This window comes from Alloscardovia omnicolens DSM 21503, assembly GCF_000420505.1.
Lineage (GTDB): Bacteria > Actinomycetota > Actinomycetes > Actinomycetales > Bifidobacteriaceae > Alloscardovia > Alloscardovia omnicolens.
On record NZ_ATVB01000001.1, the window covers coordinates 111,343 to 134,773 of the forward strand.

18 protein-coding genes are annotated in these 23,431 nt (G+C 46.2%); 11 read left to right on the forward strand and 7 right to left on the reverse strand.

Features of this window, described 5'->3' with window-relative positions:
• Window positions 1-59 precede the first annotated feature (59 nt).
• From gap to G464_RS10440, 8 genes are all read left to right on the forward strand, one after another.
• Window positions 60-1,115, forward strand: coding sequence for a type I glyceraldehyde-3-phosphate dehydrogenase (gene gap / locus G464_RS0100555; RefSeq protein ID WP_022856325.1), 1,056 nt, complete (start codon window positions 60-62; stop codon window positions 1,113-1,115).
• 978 nt (window positions 1,116-2,093) lie between these two features.
• On the forward strand, window positions 2,094-3,425 hold the full coding sequence (locus G464_RS0100560; protein WP_026472483.1) for an oligosaccharide MFS transporter: 1,332 nt from the start codon (window positions 2,094-2,096) through the stop codon (window positions 3,423-3,425).
• A gap of 219 nt (window positions 3,426-3,644) precedes the next feature.
• Window positions 3,645-4,730: a LacI family DNA-binding transcriptional regulator gene (locus G464_RS0100565; protein WP_022856327.1), complete on the forward strand. Its 1,086-nt coding sequence runs from the start codon at window positions 3,645-3,647 to the stop codon at window positions 4,728-4,730.
• Between the two features lie 154 nt (window positions 4,731-4,884).
• Window positions 4,885-6,186 carry an MFS transporter gene (locus G464_RS0100570; RefSeq protein ID WP_022856328.1) on the forward strand — a complete coding sequence of 434 codons (1,302 nt, stop codon included), beginning with the start codon at window positions 4,885-4,887 and terminating at the stop codon, window positions 6,184-6,186.
• A gap of 34 nt (window positions 6,187-6,220) precedes the next feature.
• Window positions 6,221-7,777 carry a glycoside hydrolase family 32 protein gene (locus G464_RS0100575; protein WP_021618200.1) on the forward strand — a complete coding sequence of 519 codons (1,557 nt, stop codon included), beginning with the start codon at window positions 6,221-6,223 and terminating at the stop codon, window positions 7,775-7,777.
• Between the two features lie 89 nt (window positions 7,778-7,866).
• Window positions 7,867-8,400: a Cys-tRNA(Pro) deacylase gene (gene ybaK / locus G464_RS0100580; RefSeq protein WP_021618199.1), complete on the forward strand. Its 534-nt coding sequence runs from the start codon at window positions 7,867-7,869 to the stop codon at window positions 8,398-8,400.
• 36 nt (window positions 8,401-8,436) lie between these two features.
• A complete protein-coding gene (locus G464_RS0100585; RefSeq protein ID WP_021618198.1) occupies window positions 8,437-9,396 on the forward strand; it encodes an aldose 1-epimerase family protein in 960 nt (319 codons plus the stop codon).
• A gap of 92 nt (window positions 9,397-9,488) precedes the next feature.
• Entirely contained in the window at window positions 9,489-9,563 is a 75-nt protein-coding gene (locus tag G464_RS10440; protein WP_372656330.1) for a 50S ribosomal protein bL37, read from the forward strand.
• Window positions 9,564-9,634: 71 nt separating this feature from the next.
• On the opposite strand, the gene G464_RS10010 is transcribed toward G464_RS10440, so the two are convergent.
• The 4 genes from G464_RS10010 to G464_RS08335 form a co-directional block, all read right to left on the reverse strand.
• The gene (locus G464_RS10010; RefSeq protein ID WP_021618197.1) at window positions 9,635-9,772 is read right to left on the reverse strand and encodes a hypothetical protein; all 138 of its coding nucleotides are present in this window, start codon (window positions 9,770-9,772) and stop codon (window positions 9,635-9,637) included.
• 1,373 nt (window positions 9,773-11,145) lie between these two features.
• Window positions 11,146-11,379: a hypothetical protein gene (locus G464_RS0100590; RefSeq protein ID WP_021618195.1), complete on the reverse strand. Its 234-nt coding sequence runs from the start codon at window positions 11,377-11,379 to the stop codon at window positions 11,146-11,148.
• A 229-nt stretch (window positions 11,380-11,608) separates the two neighbouring features.
• A complete protein-coding gene (locus tag G464_RS0100595; protein ID WP_143739578.1) occupies window positions 11,609-11,929 on the reverse strand; it encodes a hypothetical protein in 321 nt (106 codons plus the stop codon).
• A 52-nt stretch (window positions 11,930-11,981) separates the two neighbouring features.
• Window positions 11,982-12,566 (reverse strand): sigma-70 family RNA polymerase sigma factor, encoded by a 585-nt coding sequence (locus G464_RS08335; protein WP_021618193.1) that lies wholly within the window; start codon window positions 12,564-12,566, stop codon window positions 11,982-11,984.
• A gap of 30 nt (window positions 12,567-12,596) precedes the next feature.
• Here G464_RS08335 and G464_RS0100605 point away from each other — a divergent pair, with 30 nt between their 5' ends.
• Together G464_RS0100605 and G464_RS0100610 are read left to right on the forward strand one after the other, a co-directional pair.
• Window positions 12,597-13,376: a 3'-5' exonuclease family protein gene (locus G464_RS0100605; protein ID WP_022856331.1), complete on the forward strand. Its 780-nt coding sequence runs from the start codon at window positions 12,597-12,599 to the stop codon at window positions 13,374-13,376.
• Window positions 13,377-14,819: a UDP-N-acetylmuramoyl-L-alanyl-D-glutamate--2,6-diaminopimelate ligase gene (locus G464_RS0100610; protein WP_022856332.1), complete on the forward strand. Its 1,443-nt coding sequence runs from the start codon at window positions 13,377-13,379 to the stop codon at window positions 14,817-14,819.
• Between the two features lie 58 nt (window positions 14,820-14,877).
• Here the strand turns inward: G464_RS0100610 and smc are convergent, their stop codons facing one another.
• Both smc and G464_RS0100620 read right to left on the reverse strand, forming a co-directional pair.
• Window positions 14,878-18,516, reverse strand: coding sequence for a chromosome segregation protein SMC (smc, locus tag G464_RS0100615; protein WP_022856333.1), 3,639 nt, complete (start codon window positions 18,514-18,516; stop codon window positions 14,878-14,880).
• 11 nt (window positions 18,517-18,527) lie between these two features.
• Window positions 18,528-19,985, reverse strand: coding sequence for a bifunctional folylpolyglutamate synthase/dihydrofolate synthase (locus G464_RS0100620; RefSeq protein ID WP_022856334.1), 1,458 nt, complete (start codon window positions 19,983-19,985; stop codon window positions 18,528-18,530).
• A 477-nt stretch (window positions 19,986-20,462) separates the two neighbouring features.
• Between G464_RS0100620 and G464_RS0100625 the strand changes: the two genes are divergently transcribed.
• Window positions 20,463-22,043, forward strand: a complete 1,581-nt coding sequence (locus tag G464_RS0100625) for an aminopeptidase P family protein (RefSeq protein ID WP_022856335.1) — start codon at window positions 20,463-20,465, stop codon at window positions 22,041-22,043.
• A 56-nt stretch (window positions 22,044-22,099) separates the two neighbouring features.
• Here the strand turns inward: G464_RS0100625 and G464_RS0100630 are convergent, their stop codons facing one another.
• On the reverse strand, window positions 22,100-23,338 hold the full coding sequence (locus G464_RS0100630) for an ROK family protein (protein ID WP_021618187.1): 1,239 nt from the start codon (window positions 23,336-23,338) through the stop codon (window positions 22,100-22,102).
• Window positions 23,339-23,431 lie beyond the last annotated feature (93 nt).

Consider the following 23,431-nt stretch of genomic DNA (forward strand, 5'->3'; position numbering starts at 1 on the left):
TCGTTTCGTGATGTATATAACAGAATATAAATCACGGCACAGTTATAAGGAAGTATTAAATGACAGTAAAGATTGGTATTAACGGTTTCGGCCGTATCGGTCGTCTCGCATTCCGTCGTATTCTCGAGCTTCAGAACCGTGGCGGTGCAGCTGGTGACATCGATGTTGCAGCAATCAACGATTTGACCACCCCATCCATGCTCGCTTACCTGCTCAAGTACGACAGCAGCCAAGGTCCATTCAAGCATGACGATGGCACTGCATATGAGATTTCCGCAACTGACACTGCTCTCGTGGTTGACGGTAAGGAATATCCAGTATACGCAGAGCGCGATGCTAAGGATATCCCATGGGTAAAGAATGATGGTGTTGAGTACGTTCTTGAGTGCACCGGCTTCTACACTTCTGCTGAGAAGTCCCAGGCTCACTTGGATGCAGGCGCTAAGAAGGTTCTTATCTCCGCTCCTGCTAAGGACGACACCACTCCTACCGTTGTATACGGTGTAAACCACGACATCTTGACCCCAGCAGATGCAATTGTTTCCGCAGGTTCTTGCACCACCAACTCTATGGCTGCAATGGTTAAGCTTCTCGATGAGAAGTGGGGCATCGAAGTTGGCTTCATGACCACTATCCACGCATACACCGGCACCCAGATGATTCTCGACGGCCCTCGCAACAAGAACGGTCGTAACAATCGTGCAGCTGCTGTGAACACCATTCCTCACAGCACCGGTGCAGCTAAGGCTATTGGTAAGGTTGTTCCTTCCGTAGACGGCAAGCTCCAAGGTCATGCACAGCGCGTTCAGGTTCCAGATGGATCCATCACCGAGCTCACCACTCAGCTTCGCAAGAAGGTAACTGCTGATGAGATCAACGCAGCATTCAAGGAAGCATTCTCCGACACTGAGTACTACGGCTACAATGCAGACGGCATTGTATCTTCTGACATCATCGGCGACACTCACGGTGGCGTATTCGATCCAACTCAGACCGTAGTAAACACTGCTGGCGACAAGCAGCTCGTTCAGACCGTAGCATTCTACGACAACGAGTATGGCTTCACCTGCAACATGATTCGTACTCTCTTGCACTTCGCTGAGATTAACGAGTAAATATTGCAAAAGCGTTATTGGTGAGCATATAGCTTATGCATAACGTTTATTGATTTATATTGATTTATTGAGACCTCCTTCTTTTGCTCTTGAGCAGATGAAGGAGGTTTTCTTTGCTGGGAAGCACAACCCTGGATTGGTATGGGATCGGATATTGGAATCAGATATGGGATTGGTTGCTGCTGGAATTACTTTTTCTGGTTCGTTCGATTTACCGGGGTTTTGTAGGTTTTGTAGGTTGTAGGTGCGTGGAAGTTGTGGGTGCGGAACGCTAACAACGCCGGCGTCCAATTTTAAGGTTAAAAGTGCGCTCGAAAAACCCTCTCAATTCTCGCTCGCGACTACGTAGAAGTTGCTAGCACCGAGCGCTAACAACGCACACACGCACTTTTAAGAGCGATTAAAGTCCTCATACATGCGTGGATCGTGAAGTGCTAGTGCAAAGCATATTTTCACGAACCAACCAAGCACTCCGACCTGCCTCAGGAATCCAAAGAATAAAACACCCACTAAAATCACACGCACTGTATCAGCTTTGCTTTCTCTCCAGATGTAGTGAAGCAAAATCCCATCAGCATCACACTAGCTAGTAATCACTTCCCCATATCACGTAAGTCAACACCGTTAACTTGCTTTCTCATATTTTCGTCTCACAATGTGTCAAATGTGCAATTTATCACAGTCGTTCACTGTCCTAAAGGTGAACGAACGAACAAACATATAGCCTTTCCCTATAATCAGCTATTTTTCATGCTTCGAACCCGTTCGAAATCTAACACGAATAAAGATATATAACAGCACAAAACGAACATATCATATGTTCATTTCCAGCAATATCCCCCATATTGGTTTTCTTTCCCAGAAAAACTAATTTCAATCGTTTGACGTCAATCGTTTGAATGCTTAGTATAAAGTCTGTTTGGGCTTTTAGCACAAGTGTTCACACTCGCTAAAATGAAACAGAAACGAAAGCGAAAAATGAAACAACGTAGTTTACCCATGTGGAAAAATCCGTCCTACTTGCAAAATTCGGCCGGCATTTTCCTGTTCTTCTGCGCCTATGGAATTTGGTGGTCATTCTTCCGTATTTGGTTAAAGGAGAGTGTTCATCTCAGCGCAACCGAAGTTGGTCAGGTTTACTCTGCCAACTCATTAGTCGCCCTTATCCTTCTCCTCGTGTACGGTGCAGTTCAAGACCAGTTGGGTATTCGTCGTCATCTTATTATTGCAGTATCCACTATTGCAGCACTTATTGGACCGTTCGTCACCTTCATCTATGCGCCTATGTTGAGCACCCCTGGAGCTGTACGTTTTATTGGTATTCTTGTGGGCGCTGTAGTACTATCCGCAGGCTTTATTGCTGGTAACTCGCTCGTTGAGGCAATCGGCGAAAAATGCTCACGTAAATTCAACTTTGTATTCGGCCAAACCCGCGCTTGGGGTTCATTAGGCTATGCTATCGTAGCTCTTTTTGCTGGCGTAGCTTCCACCATTCATCCATTACTTATTTTCTGGTTAGGATCATTCTTTGCAGTAGGCGTTTTGGCTATTTGCACCTTCTGGATTCCACAAGAACAGCGCGAGCTTATGCATCAGGAAGCAGGCTCAACATCGCAGGCTGCTACTACCCCATCTTTGCATGATATTTTAGGCGTTCTGCGCATGCCAGAAGTATGGATTATTATGGCCTTCATGCTGTTCACGAACTCTTTCTATAACGTTTTCGACCAGCAAATGTTCCCTTCCTACTATGTTGATCAGTTCTCTGATTCTGTTGTGGGAACGGATACATATGCTGTTATTAACGGCGTTCAGGTGTTCTTAGAAGCAGCGTGCATGGCTTTGGCTCCAATCATTATGGAAAAAATTGGCGTGCGTAACTCTCTGCTTTTGGGCGGTTTCGTTATGTTTGCTCGCATTGGTCTTGTTCTTCTTATGGGAAATAACATTTATCTGCTCTCTGCAGACCGCATGATGCACGCTTTGCAGATGTCATTTACAGTTTTGCCTGCTATGCGCTACTTCGCTTTACATTACAACACGAAGATGTCTGCTACGCTCTACTTGGTTGGTTTCCAGTTTGCTTCTCAGGGCGGTCAAATTATCTTCTCTACCCCGTTGGGTTACTTGCTCGATAGCACAGGCAGCACCACTACTTTTATGGTTATGACAGCTATTACCTTTATAGCGTTCGTTTACGGCTTGATTATTATTAAGAAAGATACTCAGGACGTTGATGGAGACCCTCTGAAGAAACATATTAACAAGGGCATGACTGCTCAGATGGCTTCTTCTGAGCAGCTTGATTAACAGCTTGATTGGCTAAAAGTATTTGATTATGGGCGTTATTCCTCGATTCAGAAGGGATGACACCCATAATCAATACAAGAAATTGTGCGGGACGCGACTCACCCATGTGAAGGTTTTCAGTGCCATGTATCATGCAAAAGGATATTCAAGCAGACTCGTAACGAGTCTGACCATAAGCGCCAGTTCAACGAAGAGACAAGCCTTGTAAGGATAGATTCAATGACGACAATGAAAGAGATTTCACAGATTGCAGGTGTTTCCATCTCTACCGTCTCGCTGGTTTTGAATAATCGTGATTCTGGACGTATCAAACCTGCTATCGCGGAAAAAATCCGAAAGATTGCCAAAGATCTCGGCTACTCTCCTAACCTGATGGCGCGCGGATTGCGCACCAGCCAAACGCATATTTTAGGCTTCCTCAGCGAAGAGGTAGCAACCACACCCTATGCAGGTCTTATGATTTTAGGCGCTCAAGATGCCGCCAGCAAGTATGGATATGTGATTATGACCGTGTCTACGGACGGAGCATCAAACGAAGAAACAGAGATAACCGCTCTTCAACGTTATGGTGTAGATGGATTCTTTATTGCTAAAATGTCGAATCGCCGAGCAACCGTTCCAGATAGTCTACGCGATTATCATACGATTTTGGTTAATGCTACCGATGCTATGAGCGATTCAACTGCACAGAAAGATTCTTTTGCTCCTGCGCACCGCACTGGCATAGTTCCAGATGAAGTTTCTATTGGTTACGATGCCACAAAGCATTTGATTGCCGCAGGTTGCACGCGCATTGCCTATATTGGTTGTGAAGAGCCTATGCTTGCTGAAGGTTTACGATTAGAAGGATATAAAAAGGCTCTGCATGAAGCAGGACTTCCTTTTGATAAGGATTTAGCTATTCAAGTGCATCACAACGACGACGCATTAAGTAAAGTACGCGCCTTGATGGATACGCACAAGCCTGACGGATTCTTCTGCTTTAATGATGCACGCGCTTGGTACGTGTATGACACTGCTGCACGTAAAGGCCTGACAATTGGTAAAGATATACAGGTGGTGGGTGTGGATAACCACCGCGTTTTAGCAGAAACTCTTTCTCCCCAACTTTCTACTGTGGAGCTTCCTCACTACGAAATGGGATATTGGGCAGCTTGCAAGCTGATTAGTTTAATCGAAAATAAAGATCCGCGTAGTTTTGAGCTACCTGAGACCACTGCTCCCCTGCCAGCTTTATCAAGTAATGGAGATGTAACTATTCACTGCACTCTAGTAGAGAAAAACTCAGTATACACACAGGAATAACAGTCCATTTTTTGAAATACAAGAAAATTTCCGTTCATTATTCGGAATACTTTGTCAATCGTTTGACGTCAAACGATTGACGCTATAATATATAGGATTGTTAGCTCATTGAACAAAGATGATCGTTCGCTAATAAAACAGAAATGAGAGTTACATGGAACACAGTCGTTTTAAGGTATGGAATAATCCTTCCTATTTACAAAGTTCTTTTGGCATTTTTATGTTCTTCTGCTCATGGGGCATCTGGTGGTCATTCTTCCAGCGTTGGCTCAATACCATTGGACTCAATGGGGCTGAAGTTGGTCAAATCTATTCCATCAATTCTTTAGCGACACTAATTATTATGTTTGCTTACGGCGCTATTCAAGACCAGTTAGGTATTAAGCGCCATCTTGCAATTGCAATTTCTGCTATTGCAGCTTTAGTAGGTCCATTCGTTCACTTCATCTACGCTCCTATGATTCAAGCTGGCGGATCAGTTCGCTTCATTGGCGCTCTGTTGGGATCTGTTGTCTTATCTGCGGGCTTTATGGCTGGTTGCTCTCTTATTGAAGCACTAACCGAACGTTACTCCCGTAAGTTTGATTTCGAATTTGGACAGTCCCGCGCATGGGGTTCATTCGGTTACGCTATTGTTGCTTTAGTAGCAGGTCACATCTTTAACATCAATCCAATGATTAACTTCTGGGTTGGTTCTGTATTCGGTCTGGCAATGCTTGCTATTTACGCTTTCTGGGTTCCATCTCAGCAGAAAGAAGCGCTATCTGGCAATCAAGATAATGAAGCAGCTCCAAGCAATCCTTCTATAAAAGATATGCTTTCCGTCTTAACTATGCCAACCTTGTGGTTGCTCATCGTCTTTATGCTGCTGACTAACACGTTCTATACGGTTTTCGATCAGCAGATGTTCCCAACCTACTACACCAACCTGTTCCCAACCGAAGAAATCGGTAATAACACCTACTCCACACTCAACGGTATTCAGGTATTCATGGAATCCGCCATGATGGGTGTTGTGCCAATTATTATGCGCAAAATTGGCGTGCGTAATGCACTCCTGTGCGGCGCTTTCATTATGTTTGCTCGTATCGGTTTGTGCGGCATCTTCCACGACCCTATTTCTATCTCTATCGTCAAGATGTTCCACTCTATTGAAGTGCCTCTGTTTGTGTTGCCAACCTTCCGCTACTTCACCTTGCACTTCGATACGAAGCTGTCTGCAACTCTCTACATGGTTGGTTTCCAGGTGGCTTCTCAAGTTGGTCAGGTTATTTTCTCCACGCCATTGGGCGCATTACACGATGCTCTGGGCGACCGCACAACCTTCTTAACAATCTCTGCCATCGTTTTGGCTGCACTCATTTATGGTTTCTTCATCTTGAAGAAGGATGATCAAGAGGTTGGCGGAGATCCGTTCTACACCGATAAGCAGCTCAAAGCTATGCAGACCGCATAAACGCATATCCATTTCACTGTTGAAAGATACAATCATGACAAACTTTATTCCTGACGAGCCAGTTATTCATACTACTGCGCAGCATGACGAAGAACTAGCACGCGCTGAACAAGCAGTTGCTCAACTTGCCGAAAGCCGTAATAACCGCTGGTATCCTCGTTTCCATATCGCTTCTAACGGCGGTTGGATTAACGATCCTAATGGTTTGTGCTTCTATAAGGGTCGCTGGCATGTGTTCTATCAGCTTCACCCTTATGGCACGCAGTGGGGTCCAATGCACTGGGGCCATGTTTCTTCTGCTGATATGCTCACCTGGCAGCGCGAACCTATTGCTTTCGCCCCAAGTCTTGAAGAAGAAAAAGACGGCGTTTTCTCCGGCTCTGCAGTGATTGGCGATGATGGAGAAATTAACTTCTACTACACCGGACATCGTTGGGCAAATGGAGCAGATAATACGGGTGGCGATTGGCAGGTGCAGATGCTTGCACAGCCAAATGACGATGGATTAAAAAGCTTTACAAAGCGCGGCATGATTATTGACTGCCCAACTGATCAAGTAGACCACCATTACCGCGATCCTAAGGTATGGAAAACAGGAGATACCTGGTACATGACCTTTGGCGTCTCCTCGGCAGACAAACGTGGTCAAATGTGGCTCTTCACCTCTGATGATATGGTTCATTGGACCTATGATCGCGTTCTATTCGAACATCCTGATAAGAACGTCTTTATGCTCGAATGCCCTGACTTCTTCCCTCTTATCGATAAAGACGGTAACGAGAAGTGGGTTATTGGCTTTTCTGCTATGGGCGCTGAAGCAAACGGTTATATGAACCGCAACGTAAATAATGCTGGTTATATGATTGGAACATGGAAGCCAGGCGAATCCTTTAAGCCTGAAACTGAGTTCCGTTTGTGGGATTGGGGTCACAATTATTACGCTCCACAATCTTTCAATGACGGTTCACGTCAGCTTATGTACGGTTGGATGAGTCCATTCGAACAGCCTATTCCCATGCAGGCTGACGGCTGGTGCGGTAATTTAACTCTTCCTCGTGAGATTACCTTGGGTGCTGATGGAGATGTGCATACTGCTCCTGCCGCAGAAATGCTGGGATTACGTAGCGCTACTCAGGATTGGGGTTCAGTAAGCGTTTCTCACAATTCTGTGCTTCGCCTTGAGCGTGACGCTCAGTGTGTGGAACTTGAGCTAAGCATTGATTTGACTTCTACTTCTGCAGAACGTACCGGTGTGCGCGTACACGCTACAGAAGACGGCTCCTTCACTTATATTGCGTATGATCAGCAGACCAAGCGCGTCGTTATTGACCGTCAGACTGCTTATGCAGGAGACCGCGGATACCGCGCAGCACCTGTTAGCGATGCTGAAGTGTCAACCGGTCGTTTAGATTTGCGCATTTTCGTTGATCGCGGTTGCGTAGAAGTTTATGTCAATGGCGGTAAACAGGTTCTGAGCTCATACAGTTATGCTGGCGAGGGTGAGCGTGCAGTTGAATTGGTCAGCGAATCAGGGTCTACATCCTATTCCTCTGTTCGAGTACATCAGCTCAAGTCGATTGGCTTAGAGTAGTCGCTCACAAACTAAGTCTTCAGGGTAGTGTTTTTTCGCTCGCACTACCCTGATTTTTTTATTCCAATCGCCTGACTAAAGTTAAAAATATGGCTAAGAAAAAGAAAAATCATGCTTCAGCTGCTACAGCCGCTCTACAAGAACTTGAAAGCGCAGGCATAGCCTACACAACCTACATTTACGAACATAATGCAGATCATATGGCGGATGGTTTCGGTTTAGAAGGAGCAGCTCAACTTGATGTTCCTGCTGACCGTATTTATAAAACGCTCCTCGTTGATGTTGGCGAGAAACCTGGCGAACGCATGGTTACTGTTATTGTTCCTGTTACCTGTCATGTTAATCTCAAAGCAGTTGCCTCTACTTTCAGCGCCAAAAAAGCGCATATGGCAGATCCTCAGATGGCTCAACGGAGCACAGGGTATGTTGTAGGAGGTATCTCTCCTTTCGGTCATAAAAATCCTCACGAAACAGTTCTCGATACAAGCGCTAAGCAGCACACTACAATCCTCGTTTCAGGAGGAAAACGCGGACTGAGCATAGAAGTTAAACCAATTGACTTAATCGGTCAGCTTAATGCTAAAATTACAGAAGTTGCCGATCGAGGTAGTCACCCTCGTTAAAACTTAACGAGGATATAACGTACGAAAGAGGTACATATGGCAGGCATTCTCCCCTCTCGAGCAGGACAAGAATACACTATTCATGCCGGAAACTACACAGCTGTAGTAACTGAGCAGGGTGCGGCATTGGAAAGCTTCACCATAAATGGCAAGGATATTATTGTTCCTTTCGACCCTAACTATCCAGTAAAAGCATGTAGTGGGCAGATTCTTATTCCGTATCCAAACCGTATTGAAGATGGTGAATATAGCTTCGAGGGTAAGGATTACTCCTTCCCTATTGACGAGCACGAACGTCATAACTCTATTCACGGTTTGGGGTATCGCTATCCATGGAAGTTAGAGGCATTATCTACTTCGAGCGTAAGTCTAAGCTGGCGTACCCCAAACTTGGCATCATATCCATTTGATTTGCTCGTTACAGTTACCTACACTGTTCACGCTGATGACGGATTGCAGTTAAGCATTGAAGCCTTCAATAACGGGGACACCAATGCTCCATGGGCTTTAGCTACACACCCTTGGTTTGCTAGCGGTTCTGAGGCAGAAACTACCGCCAAGCTAGACGCTGCAAACGGTGAATGCCGTTTGAATCTTCCTGCGCGCACACATGTTACTGTTAATGACCGTCTTTTGCCAACAGGTTTAGAAGCTGTTGACGGAACTCGTTACGATCTGCGCGAGGGGAACCCTCTGGGCATTCAATCCTTTGATGATGCATGGACAGATCTTGACTATGCGGCTGATGGCTCAGTTCAGGCTGTATTTACGCGACCAGATGGCATTGAAGTGCTTATTACCGGCGATGAGACCATTACGTCCTTCCAGGTGTGCAATGGTTTTGGTTGGGAAGCATCGCACAAACCTGCAGGTGTTGCCATCGAACCTCAAACGGCATATGCGAATGCGTTTAAGAGTGGCAAAGATGTGATTGTGATTGAACCTGGACGCAGTAGCCGCACAACTATCTCTTATGCAGCTCGAGAAGTGAAGTAAAGTTCACGCACGCTTTGCATGCCATATGCTCAGCCAGTCTTGAGTATATGGCATACTCTATAAAGTAAATTTACAAGTAAAAGGAGTTTACCATGGGTAAGCGCGGACGTATGCGTCGTGAACGCCGTAAGAAGGCTGCAAACCACGGCAAGAGGCCAAATGCATAAGCCTCGTTGATTTTTTCAACGTAGCATATACTTTACGGGGATTATCTCTTTCGAGATAGTTCCCGTTGCTTTTAGCTCTGCAGGCGGTTAGTTGGGCTTAGTTGCTTGCGATTGACTGCCGTAGGATCTGGCGCATTGGCCGGAGTATTGTAGGATTGTGCTGCAAGAACCGGCTTATTTCTCTGATAACAGGTAGCGCGAGTGGTCATATTAGGGTACTTCATGATTTGCGCACGAACGCGGGGCGTGTCCGTTTTTGTGTAAATGATTTTGTTGGATTTGGCTCACTGGAGCAGGGCTTGATTATGTAACTTAGTGTAAGTGACATGGTCTTTCAGCAAGTCATACCTGTGTGTGGCACTTGATGAGCGAGGTTTCTCTGTGGGATATGCGGTTTTGCATGCTCCCAGACATGACACGTTGAACGCGGACTTACTGGGAGCAGTGTGCTGCCATGCGACACTCTTAAAGAAGAACAATACCTCTTATAGCTGTATGTGCTGCACGAGAAAGACGGAAGGTTATGGTGTGCACAGCATACTAGGTAACCTTTTTGATCAACTGTGCGATGAACCAAGATAGCCAGGTCAAGCACAACCTCATTGCGACCAGCCTCAAGACCGAGGGTGTCAGATTTTTTGTGTATGTGGTTTAATTGGTGAATCTGCCTTTGGATGACGCAGGAGGATTGATTGCGTCGTGGTTATAGGCGATGATTGCTTCTCCATCTCTGTTTTGTCAATCGGCATGTGTAATGAGACAAGGCACGTTGAACGCGTCTTGTCTCATTGCAGACAGAGTCAACTAGCCAGCACTAAATCAGCCACATCACAGGGTCACGCCACCACTACAATCCCTGAAAAACAAGCAATAAAATCACCATAGGGCAACCAACCATTTACACAAAATTTCTGGCACCCTCCCAACGATGGACGCGAGTGTTGTTAGCGTTCCGCGCTAGCAACTTCCACGCACTCCTGAGCGCTGATTTCACCGTAATTATGGACGTTGGCGTTGTGTGCGTGCGACGCTAGCAACTTTCAGGAACGTATGAGAGCTGCTATCACCTAAAAAAGGACGCACGCATTGTCAGCGCGCCACGCTCACAACCTCCACGCACCTACAACCGAAAACCTACATAACCCCCTCTAAACTCCGAAGAACCGTTATACGTGATATGGCTTTTGCAAGGTTTGACTTAAAGGCTTTAACTGCTGTGAGAAAGGACACGTTCAACGTGTCATAACCTACAACACACGACTTGGCAGAACCCACATGTTTAAGGTCAACTCTCCCGTATACTTTACTGAAAACCGCGTAATCTACCAAGATACTCAATCGAAGTCCCATTTCTTTACTCAGGCAGATTCAATAACCTGCCATAATCAAAACCATTTACACAAAAATCCGGCAAGCCCCATGCTGAGTGCGTAATTGCAGAATCCGCCTGAATTTAGTCAAAACTGAGAAAGAAGAACTCTTAACTGCGCTCCTACCAATACAACCTGACTAATAAGCCAAAATCAAACTTCAATAAAAACCGAAAAGCTAAAGCTTAAAATAAGAAGAAATACAAGAAAAATTATGCAGAGCATACCTGCTGTGCAAATCGCTCATAATTCATATCGCCAAAATGAGCATCAGAACCATGAGTACGTTCAGATGGAAGTTCTACGCTATTAGGTTGAACACATTGTGCGGAATCATCTGCATGAGCAGCGGCAATACCAGCAAGGGCAAGAGATCCAACTGCAAAAATAAAAACAGCAATAAAGCTTGCTCGCTTCATTCTCGTATACAGTGAATGCGTCTCCATTTATTCCTCACTACCGTTAGAAGATACAAAGAGACGCCATCATGTGCATACCATACATACCGTCATATGCACATATCTAGGCGCCCCATCGCAACAACGACATTTATTATACCAACACCAGTAACCTAAAAAATTACAGAATCCTCACAAGCCAACGACAAGCCGATGACAAGCTGGCAACAAGCTGATGGGAGCCGACCAACAATAAAACCAGCCAAGCTCTACTCCTCTACTCACATAAACAGTCAATACACTCCTGCAAGCGCTCATATAACGATGCTGGTGCCTGCACAGGTCTCAAGCAATCCTTAATCGCAGCAATCATCTCACGTTCGCGCGCATCGCAGCAGGTATTCGGATCAAAGCACTCCCCTTCAAGCTCCGGCATAATTCCTGAGCGCATTTCCGACACCAAAGAACAGGTAGATACAATCGCACTCGGTCTATCGTTCAAATCGATGCGCGTGTAGCGATTAATCATCACAGATGAGCCACAGTTAAAATTGCACCGTACTGTTACCACTTGGTTGCTCCGTACGTACGTACTCATTATTCCTCCAAAAATCCTATCTTCTCATATCAACCACAAACAGCGCATGCCATTACTTCTCTTCACGCTGAGCGTAAATCCCCCGCTCAGCCGCATACTGTTCTAGTTCTTCTTTTAACTGCTTGCGAGCGCGGTTCAGACGGCTCATAACAGTTCCTATTTTTATGCTTTGTTCTTCAGCTACCTGAGCGTAACTTTTACCGTCAATAGCTGCGGCTATAAAGACCTCTCGCCGTTCTGGAGAAAGTTTATTGAGTGCGGCAATTATTTCTTCTGGAGCAAAAGCATCCATAAAAGTTTGCTCTGCAGATTTAAGTTCTTCTGATGAGTGCTCATGTGCTGCGTAAATATCCCAGTCATCGTATTCGCCCGTACTGGAGTTAGCGCGTTGTGGGCGTCTTTTCGCTTTGTTGTATTGATTGAAATAGAGATTTCTTTCAATAGTTGTCATCCATGCAGCAAAATTTGTGCCTTGTTCGAAGGAGTCGTAATTTTTGAACCCACGTTCGAAGGTGTCTTGCACAAGATCTTGCGCATCCTCGGGATTATTCGTGAGTTTCATTGCAAAACGATAGAGTTGATCCACAATGGGCATAGCCTGTGCTTCAAACTGGGCTCGTTTTTCGTGTGTTGTCATAGGTCTTATTGTTGCACAATAATGGTACGCATGACGTCTTTAGCCGACACGATACAAGCGATTCCTGTTCAGAGTATGGATACTGCTCTGGCTGACAGTTTTATTTTGGGTTTTGATACGGAAACAACAGGCACTATATCTGGTAAGGATTCTATTGTGTCTGCTTCACTTGTTTTGCGTTATCCTCATAAAGATTTCACGAGCGACGTAACGCAATCATGGGTTATTAATCCTCGTATGCCTATGCATCCTGCTGCTAGCCGCGTGAATGGTTTTACTGATGAATTTTTAGCTACTCACGGCGCTGATCAGGTGGACAGTATTCATGAGATAAGCGATATTATTATTGCTGCTCAGTTAAGAAATATTCCTGTGTTAGCCTATAACGCTCCGTTTGATATTGCTATGCTTAACGGCGATATGCATAAGATTGGTTTAGCTGATGTCACTACTGAGCTGCGCGACCGTGATACCGAAAACTTTTTAACGCATACTCAAAGAGAACTTCTTGTGCTCGATCCTTTGGTTATTGATCGTGCTGTAAGTCATCGACCAGGTCCTCGTAAGCTGATTGATACCACACAATATTATGGTGTGTATCCTCATGGTGATTTTCATACTGCTTTGGCCGATACAGTGGCTACTGTTGATGTAATGCGTGAGATTATTCGTTTGCATGATGATATTGCTTCTTTAGAGCTTACAGACCTTATGCCTCGGCAGCGTTTTTGGTATGAACAGTGGCAAACAAGTTTTAATGAGTATTTACGTTCGAAAAATCGTCCGCAGATTAAAGGAAGTTGGTTATAAATGGCTCAGATTACTCTGGCACGTGCTGCTGAGGTATTAGACGAGTATGGATTATTGCGTACTTCTGTCAGTTCAGATGTTCGAACCTTTGATCATATGACCTATGCGAGCAATGAGGTTACCGACTCTACTCTGCTTGTTTGTAAAGGCGCTTTTAAGGATGATTATATGCGCGACGCTGTTTCGCGCGGTGTACAATGGTATGTTTCTGACCACGAGTTTAGCGCTGATGTGGCAGGGTCAGCCCGCGGTTTGATTGTGTCAGATACTCGCAAAGCTTTAGCTGTTTTAGCGCAAGAGTTTTATGGTCATCCTGACCGTGAGCTTTTTACTGTAGGTATTACGGGTACGAAGGGCAAAAGCACCACTGTATATTTTGCGCATGCCATTTTGAATGATTATTTTGCCCATAAAACTGCGTTGATTTCCTCTGTAGATAATTGCACAGATGGCGTGACCTATGTGGAGTCCGATTTAACAACTCCTGAATCTTTAGACTTATATCGTATGCTGCGCGAAGCTGTAGATAATGGTTTAACACATGCTGTTATTGAGGTATCGTCTCAGGCATATAAAGTAGACCGCGTTTTTAACCTGCATTTTAACGTGGGCGCGTTCTTAAATATTTTCCCTGATCATATTAGCCCTCTAGAGCATCCAAGTTTCGACGATTATTTCAAATGCAAGCGTCAAATTATTCGTCATAGTGACGCTATGGTATTTGGTAGCGCTATTGAACATCGCGATGTGATTGATGCAGATCTTGCTCACGCCGGCATTCCAGCGTATTTCGTGGATGCAAGTATTCTTGACCGTTCGGGTATTCATTTAGATATGCCTGGCGAGTTTAATTATGATAATGCAGCAGTAGCGGTAAAAATCGCTGAACTTGCTGGCGTTCCATCTACCAGTTCAAGCGTCGAAGCAGTCAACCATGTGCGCATCTCTGGGCGTATGGAAGTTTTCCGGGGAACACACGAGAATGATTCCAACGTCATTGCTGTGGTTGATTATGCTCATAACGGCATTAGCGTTACCACTCTTTTAGATTACGTAGATTCAGCTTATGGTCACGAACATCCACATATTACTCTCGTTACAGGAAGCGCCGGCGATAAAGCAATTAACCGACGCATAGACATTGTGAAAGCAGCTGAAAACCGTATTAACCGTTTTATTTTCACCACAGAAGATACGAATACGGAAAGTATTGAAGATATTTGCCGTCATATGAATGAAGCAGTAAGTAACGAGCACGTGCAACACGAGATTATTCTTGACCGCACGACCGCTCTTGAAACTGCTGTGCGCGATGCCTCTCTTCAACCAGGTTTAGCTATAGTTTTGGCTATTGGTAAGGGTGATGAACGCTGGATTAAAGTGCATAACAAGCACGTTCCTTTTGAAGGTGACGATAAGATTATTCAGCGTTTGCTCGGTTAAGAGCTCAACGCATATTCAGCGGTAGATAGTGGTTCTGGCACACAGGTTGCCAGAACCACTAATCATTGACAGCGCTACCCTGCGTCAGTTTTTGAGAAATAACCGCAGTCACCCCATCAGAACGCATGGTTACACCGTACAACACATCGGCAATGCTCATCGTGCGCTGCTGGTGTGTAATCACAATAATCTGAGCATGCTCTCGCAAAGTGTTTATCACGTTCAGTAATCTCGTCAGGTTCACGTCATCCAAAGCAGCCTCTACCTCATCCATAATGTAGAATGGGCTAGGACGCGCAGTGAAAATCGCAAATAACAGTGCCAAAGCGGTTAAACTTCTCTCCCCACCTGAGAGTAAAGATAATTGCTTCACGCGCTTTCCTGCTGGGCTGGCTTCAACAACCACGCCCGTCGTCAAAATATCATCAGGATTATCTAAACGTAAACGTCCTTTACCCCCAGGGAAAAGCTGAGCGAAAACTGTTTGAAACGCTGCAGCAGTATCCTCGTAGGCGCTACGGAACACCTCAATCATCGTCGTATCAAGTTCTTTAATCAAACCCAATAAATCATCGCGTGAGGTAACCACATCATGCCGCTGCTTAGACAAATAGCTATGACGAGCCTCTAAAGCATCAAACTCTTCAGTAGCCAAAGGATTAACCTTTCCTAACGCCACCAAATCACGCCGTGCTTTATCGAGCTTCTTCTGCTCGCGTTCGCGATCATACTGCTGCGTCTTAAAGCCCTCGTCCTCATTATCAGGGTTGAGCAAAATCAGTTGACCAGCATCATCAAAAACTGGAACAGACACCTGCGGACCATAGTTTTCAATCAGCGAATCAACGGTTGACCCCACTTCATCCACAATACGTTGGGTCAGCTGCCCCCATTGAGTTGCAATGCGTTCTCGCACAACGTCGGCATCATGCTCCATCTGCGTCAGCTTAGCCACCACCGGCTCCTGCTCATTACGTAACTTGCGCAAAGCCGACAGTTCCTTATCATGCTCACTCGCCTGCTGCTGAATCTGCTCACGTTTCTTCACCGCACGCTGCACATGCGCATTCAGTTCCTCAGCTGCTGCCTGCGCCTTACCTTGAATACTCGCAGCAGCCTGCGCCTTAAGCTCCAGCTGAGCATTGCGCTGCTCAATTTTCTCACGCCGCTGTGCCGCCTGTTGCGCTTGAGACCGCAGCAAAGTAATTTGCCGTTCCAAAGATTGCGCATGCGAGGTCGCATTATTCCATTCCACACGAGCGGTTACTTCGTCATTGCGAGCGGTGTTCAGCGAGGAATCGAGTTCGTGTTCGCGCTGCACAGTAGATTCCATATCCGCATGCGCATCGTCCGCATGTTCAACAGCCTCCAACTGTTTGCGAAGATCAAACAATGTGGCCGTATGCGACTGTTTTTCAGCACTAATATCAGCTATCTGATTGTCAATTTGCGCAATACGGCGCGTTAAACTCTCCACACTATTACGTGCCGCCGTAATATCGTTCTCACGCTGCTGCATACGCACACGATTCTCAGTAATCTGCGTATTCGCCACCTGCAGATGCGCACGCGCGGCATCAAAACGCTCATCAATCTGAATCTTATCTGCACATAACTGTTGCTTTTTGAGCGCATCGCTCTCCACCTGCGCTAAAGCTTTATCTCGGCGAGCAGTCAAACTTAAATCGCTTGGCGTGCGCGACGTGCCTCCCACAGCACCCACAGCACTAAAAGTCTCGCCGTGTTCAGTCATAACTGTTACAAAACGACCAGATTCAACGAGTTTTTCTGCCTCATCAACATCATGCGCTAAACCAACATCGTTTAACAGCATCTGCACAGAACGAACCACTCCCTGAGCAATATCTTCACGCTCAGTTCCGCGCAGTGAAGGATTAATACCAACAGCATGAGCAGCACTTGCTTCGTCTCCAGCCACCCCATTAGCTCCAGCCGCACCCTCGACCCTAGACGCAGTCTTAGACGCGTACTCAGACGCTGCGAGCGGATTCATTACCACTGCCCGACCCATTTTTTCCTCGCGCGCTACACGCAGTAAAACAGAACGTTCAGAAGCATCAGGAATAATCACCGCATTAGCAAATGGTCCCAACGCTTTCGCAATGGCTTCTTCCCACCCCTCACGAAGAGAAATATAGTCGGCCAAATTGCCTGCAGTTGTTACGCTACTGCGTTCCACATCACCAGAAGAACTGCGAGCTTCTAAAGTATCGTTGAGCGCATCTGCCTTCGCTTGCAAAGAAATAATGGCATTATCTACGTCACGAATCTGAGAGTCAATCTTCTCATGCTCTGAGCGTGCAAGTTCGAGAGCGTTCTGAGCCTGAGCTTTTATGTCCTCAAGATTATCCTGCTGATTATCTGCATCTTGCTGTAGCTCATCTAAACGTGCACGCGCTTGCTGAGCAGAAGCAGTATATTCGTTTTTCTGGTGCTCTAAATCCTCAACACGCTGCGACATACCTTGGATATGCGCTTCTTGACGCGCTATAGTTTCGCGCAGTTTCGCTTTATGCGCCTCTTGTTCCTGAGCAGACGCACGAAGCTGCGTAATAATCTGACGCAGAGCAGCTAATTCCTGCTCAATTCCTGCGCGATGTTGCGTTTTATTATCGAAAGATAAACGCGCTTCATCAGCCTGTTTTTTTGCCGACTGTAACTGAGATGACAGTTCGTCGGCACGAGCCGTCAGCAGCTGCGGATCGTCACCTCCAATAGAGGAGATCTGCGAGCGCCATGATTTTTCTCTCTCGCCTGCTAAAGCTGCCAGTGAGCGTAAACGTTCTTGCAGACCGGCAAGAGAATGATATGTTTGATTGATTGCGTTAATAGCAGGACTTGTTTTACTGCTATCTGCTTCAAGACGCTCGATGTTCAGCTTGGTCGAGGTGAGTTTGTGTTGAGCAGTCAGTAGTTTTTCGCGCGTTGTAGCTAATTCATGACGCACGTTATCTCGTTGCTGCATAAGTGATTGAGCCTCATCCGCTAACAGTCTGCTGGTAGCATCGCGAATAATGACTTGAATACTGTCTGCACGACGGCTTACACGCGCTTGACGGCGAAGAGGACCTAACTGACGCTGAATTTCAGTGAGTAAATCGTCTAAACGGTTTACGTTCTCTTGTGTTGATTGAAGTTTGCGTAAAGCACGCTCTTTCCTTTTGCGATGTTTGAGAATGCCCGCAGCTTCTTCAATAAAAGCGCGGTTATCTGCAGGAGTGGCTTTAAGGATGGAATCTAATCTCCCCTGCCCTACAACTACATGCATATGAGCGCCTAATCCTGTATCTGATAAGAGCTCTTGCACGTCTAGCAGACGCACTGGGGAACCATTAATAGCATATTCTGAGCCGCCGTTGCGGAAAATAGTGCGGCTAATTGTTACCTCAGAATAATCAATATCGAGTGTTTTGTCGGTATTATCAATGGTTAAACTCACTTGAGCACGCCCCAAAGGAGCGCGCGTGGAGGTTCCGGCAAAGATAACATCTTCCATGGAACTTCCTCGCAGGCTTTTAGCTCCCTGCTCACCCATAACCCACGACAAAGCATCCACCACATTAGATTTTCCTGAACCATTCGGCCCGACAATAGCGGTAACGCCTGGTTGGAATCTCAATGTGGTGGCATTAGCAAAAGACTTAAAGCCGCGGATGGTGAGTTCTTTAACATACATAAGGAATCGAACTAATCCTGCTCATCGTCATGAGAAAAGTCGGTATCTACGCCTGCTGCACGATCTTCTTTCGTATTTTTCAGCTCGGCATTGTGACGCTCTTTTAGCAGAATGCGCGCATCACCAGCTGTAACAAAACTACCGAAAATAACCACGCCGTGTCCTAAACCAATACCAAGTTCATCGTTAGCATCCACCTCATCAACAGCGGTTTGAATGGCATCTGGCATAGTATCTGCACGCAGCACACGGTCTTCACCAAACACAGACACAGCAATCTTTTCAAGCTCATCCACAGGCATAACACGGTTAGTCCACGAATTCTGGGTAACCACAACTTTCGATAAAATCGGCTCCATAATGCCCAGAACTGTTTCAACTTCCTTATCTTTCATCATGGAAACGACGCCCACTAAATCAGTAAAAGAGAAGTTTTCTTCTAAAGCCGCACGCAAAGCGTTTACTGCGTTCTCGTTATGACCGCCGTCAATAATAATAGTTGGAGAATGACGGATTACTTCAATACGTCCAGGAACTTTTACCGCAGATAAAGCCTGAGCAACAACATCGGCATCTAATTGACCAGCTACAGGAATAACTACTTCCGCCGCACACAATGCCGCCAACGCATTATGAGCCTGATGCTCACCAAACATCGAAACTGGAATGTGCTCATACACTCCCTGCGGAGTACGCAACGTAACCATCTGACCGCCCACTGCAGCCGCACGCGAACTCACCTCAGCTTCCACACCGTCGCGCACGAATGCCTGCACGCCAACCTCACGCGCGTAATCTTCTAACAAAGCGGGAATCTGTTCATGCGGTTGTGGCCCAATAATAACCGTAGAAGTTGGCTTCATAATACCCGCTTTTTCGCCGGCAATCTGTTCAATGGTGTCACCCAGCCATTGCATATGATCCATATCTACAGGACCAATAATCGAGGCATCACCATCGAGAACGTTTGTGGCATCCCAGCGGCCACCCATACCAACTTCCACAATTGCAACATCCACAGGAGAATCTGCGAAAGTCCAGATAGCCATAGTGGTGAGAACTTCAAAGAAGCTCATGCAAGGACCACCCTGCTCAAGACTTTCGCAATCTACCATCTCCACGAAATCCTTGACCTGCAGCCACATATCAATAAAACGCTCATCAGAAATCGGCTGACCGTCCACGCAAATACGCTCGGTTACCTTCTCCACATGAGGTGATGTATACAAGCCTGTACGCAGACCATAAGCGCGGCAAATCGCCTCTGCCATGCGCGCTGTAGAGCCTTTACCATTCGTACCCGTAACATGAATAACTTTGAAGGATTGCGCAGGCTGGCCAAGATAATCCATCACCTTTTGCATGCGCTCAAGACTAGGATCGAAATCATGCTCTGGTGCGCGCATCATGATTTCACGATAGACATCCGCTAAACTTAAGTTTTCTACTTCAGGTACTTCATACGACATAGGCCACATTTTATGCGGTATTGCGGACGGTGAGTGCGTGGTTGGAGGCGCGATAGAGCGCAGCTGAGGCTTGCACGAAGATCTTGATTGGAGGTTTGGTAGTGCGGTTTGGTGTGTTCTTACCCCTTCGCCTCTCGCTTAACCGTTTCACGCACCTCTTATGCCAGTTTTATGCACAAAAATGGCTTCACAAGTGGCATATTGGATGTATGAATCGGTTAAGCTGCAGGAGGACAGTTCGAGCAGCACCCAGAACTGCCTACGGACTCCCCAAGAACCGCCCATCCCCCTACACAACCCGCCTCCCCACTGATGCAATTAACCGCAACCCTCCATCCCATCTATGTGACCCCTGTCATATGAGCGCTCTAGAGTAGAGCTAAGCACATGAATTGACCTCGGTTCTGCCGAGTCTCAATATGTACTAGTTCTCAACATGTAACAGAGTTTTCCATACTTCGCTAAGGAGCATACTTTATGGTGTCTGTAAATGATCAAGCGCCTGAAACTCGCGCTGAAGCTGATGCTGCGGATTCTATGGCAGATCGCAAGCATAATCGCACTTTGCGCCCTGAATCCACGACATTTTCTGACTTTATGCTGTCCGGATGGGGCGATGAAAATGCGAATGTACAGCCTTTAGAGTCAAGTAAGTATATTCAGTCACGTTTAACTGCCCTCGGTGAGCGTTTCCCTGGTGAGCGTTTGGTGATTCCTGCTGGTCAGGCAAAAGTTCGTAACGATGATTGCGATTACGCTTTCCGCCCAGATAGTGCTTTTGCTTACTACACTGGTTTAGGTCAAGATTATGAGGCAGGCGCGGTCCTCGTTCTCAATCCTGTGGCTGAAGGTAGCGCTGATGCTGTTCGTGGCAAAACTCATAACGCTGTGCTCTATTTGCATCCTCGTAGCGATCAAAGCACGCAGGATTATTATCGTTCTGCAGCCTACGGTGAATATTGGGTGGGCGCTCGTCCAGGTTTGGACGGCATTAAGATAATGACTGGTTTAGATACTGCAGATATTGCAGGATTAAACGACGCTTTAGCCAAAGACGTAGGTACTGAGCAAGGCGCTATCCGTGTGCGTATTATTCGCAATATTGATGCTGAAGTCACTGCAACCGTTGACGCTATACGTCAAGCAGGCGGTTTTGATAATCCTGATGCTACCGAGTCTGACGATAACACTTTCTACGAGTTCGCTTCTACTGCTCGTATGATTAAAGATGATTTTGAAGTGCGCGAAATGCGCAAAGCAATTGCTGCCACTCATGACGGTTTTACTCGCATGTTAGAGGCTTTACCTGCGACGCGCGGTAAAGAACGCGGCGAGCGCATTTTGGAAGGTAAGTTTAACGCTAATGCACGCGAGCAAGGAAATGCCGAGGGTTATGGCACGATTGTTGCTTCAGGTGCTCATGCTCCAACCTTGCATTGGATGCGCAATACTGGAACTATCAGCAATGGAGAGCTGTTGCTTATTGATGCAGGTGTAGAAACAGATTCGCTCTATACCGCCGATATTACGCGCACCTTCCCTGTGAGCGGTACTTTTACTCCTCTCCAACGTGAGCTCTATTCTGTGGTTTTGAAAGCTCAAAAAGCTGGTTTTGAGGCTGCTCAAGTTAGTGCTACATATTCCGATATTCATCATGCTTGCATGCGTGTTCTGGCTGAAGCTCTCCATGATTGGGGTATTTTGCCGGTAAGTGTTGAAGAATCGCTCAGCCCTGAAGGTCAGCAGCATCGCCGCTGGCATGCATGCGGTGTGGCTCATCATTTAGGATTGGATGTGCACGACTGCTCGCAAGCACGCTATGAGTCTTATCAGGGAGCACAGATTACACCTGGCATGATTTTTACTATTGAGCCAGGATTGTATTTCCGTGAGAACGACATGCTTATTCCAGAAGAATTCCGCGGCATTGGTATTCGTATTGAAGACGATGTGCTGATGACCGAGAACGGTCCTGAATGGCTTTCTCACGATATTCCTAAGGAAATTGACGACGTAGAAGCTTGGATGGCTCAGGCCGCAGCATCTGCTCGCAACTAAAAACCGAAAAACCAAAATGATGGGGAGAGTTCACAAGAGCTCTCCCCATCCTCATATTAGTCAGACAGCAGGTACTCGCCTGCTTCATCAATCAAATGGCGTAAACCTAACTGAGCTGATCCGCGTAAAGCAGCGCGATTATCAATAACAGGAAAAGTAATCGTCAACTTATTTTTATGTACCGTATTTAACTGCATACTGACGCTTGTATATAACTGAGCCAGCCAGTTCGCGCCGAAGCGGGTCCAGAAGCCGCCAATAATAACGTTCGTAATATCAAGCATATTAATAGTCGATACAATAGCGGATGCCATAGCGCGCGTGGCTTCAACCATCACTTCATCAACCTTGGCATCTGAACCGACCAGTTTTTGACTAATCCAAGCAAAGCCCTCATCAGCATCCATATGAGAAGCTCGAGAGCATCCTGCAGCATTGAGCAGAGCTTTACGACCAGCGTACATTTCCATGCATCCGCGACGTCCGCAACGGCAGACCGGGCCTCCCATCGACACCGATAAATGACCAATTTCTCCACTGACTCCATTATTGCCTGCAACTAATGTGCCGCGATCAACAAAAGCTCCACCCACACCTACATCAGTGGAAATATAAATAAAGGAATCAGCCAACGAGGTTGTATTTTCAGCATTATTCATACTTGAAGCAGTTACCGCATAGCCAGGAATTTGAGCAATAGCAGCCACATTTGCTTCGTTCAGAGGGGTGAGATGAAAGCGTTGTACCAAAGAAGTTGCCATTAAATCAACATTTTTCCAACCTAAGTTGGGAGCATCAATGAGCACGCCATCACTGGTTACCATGCCTGGAACAGCTAATCCACCGCCCAAAATATGGCAACCTTGCACTTCATAATCGCGAACAACGGGAGCAATCATGCGTTCTAACTGATCTAAAACATCCGTACGCTCGCTCACGCTTTCGGCATTATCTATCCACTGCTTATGCACAACAGTTCCGTTAAAATCTTGCAAAATAAAACCGTAACCATCCGTATGCACCTGCACACCTAAGCCCAGCCATTTCTGTGGTACAAATTCCAATGGATTACTTGGTTTACCCGTGCTCGCAAGCTGCTGCGGCTCGCCTTCTTGCAAAACTTGATGCTCAATCAAGTCGGACACAATAATGGAGATGGCCGCTTTCGTCATACCCGTTGTGCGTGCAATATGCGCACGACTGACTGGCTCTCGACTGCGTAAAATTGCACTGAGCACCACACCTATATTGTGCGCACGTAAATTTTCCTGATTTAATGCTTTTTGTCGTGCCATCTTACACCTCCGTTCGCTAATAATGATACTATGGAATAGTTAGTTAAGTCAATTAACATACTTCTGTGTATGGAGAACTAAATAGCTGCTCTT

Coding starts and splice junctions, on each gene's coding strand:
- gap (WP_022856325.1), top strand. CDS start 60: ATGACAGTAAAGATTGGTATTAACGGTTTCGGCCGTATCGGTCGTCTC.
- G464_RS0100560 (WP_026472483.1), top strand. CDS start 2,094: ATGAAACAACGTAGTTTACCCATGTGGAAAAATCCGTCCTACTTGCAA.
- G464_RS0100565 (WP_022856327.1), top strand. CDS start 3,645: ATGACGACAATGAAAGAGATTTCACAGATTGCAGGTGTTTCCATCTCT.
- G464_RS0100570 (WP_022856328.1), top strand. CDS start 4,885: ATGGAACACAGTCGTTTTAAGGTATGGAATAATCCTTCCTATTTACAA.
- G464_RS0100575 (WP_021618200.1), top strand. CDS start 6,221: ATGACAAACTTTATTCCTGACGAGCCAGTTATTCATACTACTGCGCAG.
- ybaK (WP_021618199.1), top strand. CDS start 7,867: ATGGCTAAGAAAAAGAAAAATCATGCTTCAGCTGCTACAGCCGCTCTA.
- G464_RS0100585 (WP_021618198.1), top strand. CDS start 8,437: ATGGCAGGCATTCTCCCCTCTCGAGCAGGACAAGAATACACTATTCAT.
- G464_RS10010 (WP_021618197.1), bottom strand. CDS start 9,772: ATGACCACTCGCGCTACCTGTTATCAGAGAAATAAGCCGGTTCTTGCA.
- G464_RS0100590 (WP_021618195.1), bottom strand. CDS start 11,379: ATGGAGACGCATTCACTGTATACGAGAATGAAGCGAGCAAGCTTTATT.
- G464_RS0100595 (WP_143739578.1), bottom strand. CDS start 11,929: ATGAGTACGTACGTACGGAGCAACCAAGTGGTAACAGTACGGTGCAAT.
- G464_RS08335 (WP_021618193.1), bottom strand. CDS start 12,566: ATGACAACACACGAAAAACGAGCCCAGTTTGAAGCACAGGCTATGCCC.
- G464_RS0100605 (WP_022856331.1), top strand. CDS start 12,597: ATGACGTCTTTAGCCGACACGATACAAGCGATTCCTGTTCAGAGTATG.
- G464_RS0100610 (WP_022856332.1), top strand. CDS start 13,377: ATGGCTCAGATTACTCTGGCACGTGCTGCTGAGGTATTAGACGAGTAT.
- smc (WP_022856333.1), bottom strand. CDS start 18,516: ATGTATGTTAAAGAACTCACCATCCGCGGCTTTAAGTCTTTTGCTAAT.
- G464_RS0100620 (WP_022856334.1), bottom strand. CDS start 19,985: ATGTCGTATGAAGTACCTGAAGTAGAAAACTTAAGTTTAGCGGATGTC.
- G464_RS0100625 (WP_022856335.1), top strand. CDS start 20,463: ATGGTGTCTGTAAATGATCAAGCGCCTGAAACTCGCGCTGAAGCTGAT.
- G464_RS0100630 (WP_021618187.1), bottom strand. CDS start 23,338: ATGGCACGACAAAAAGCATTAAATCAGGAAAATTTACGTGCGCACAAT.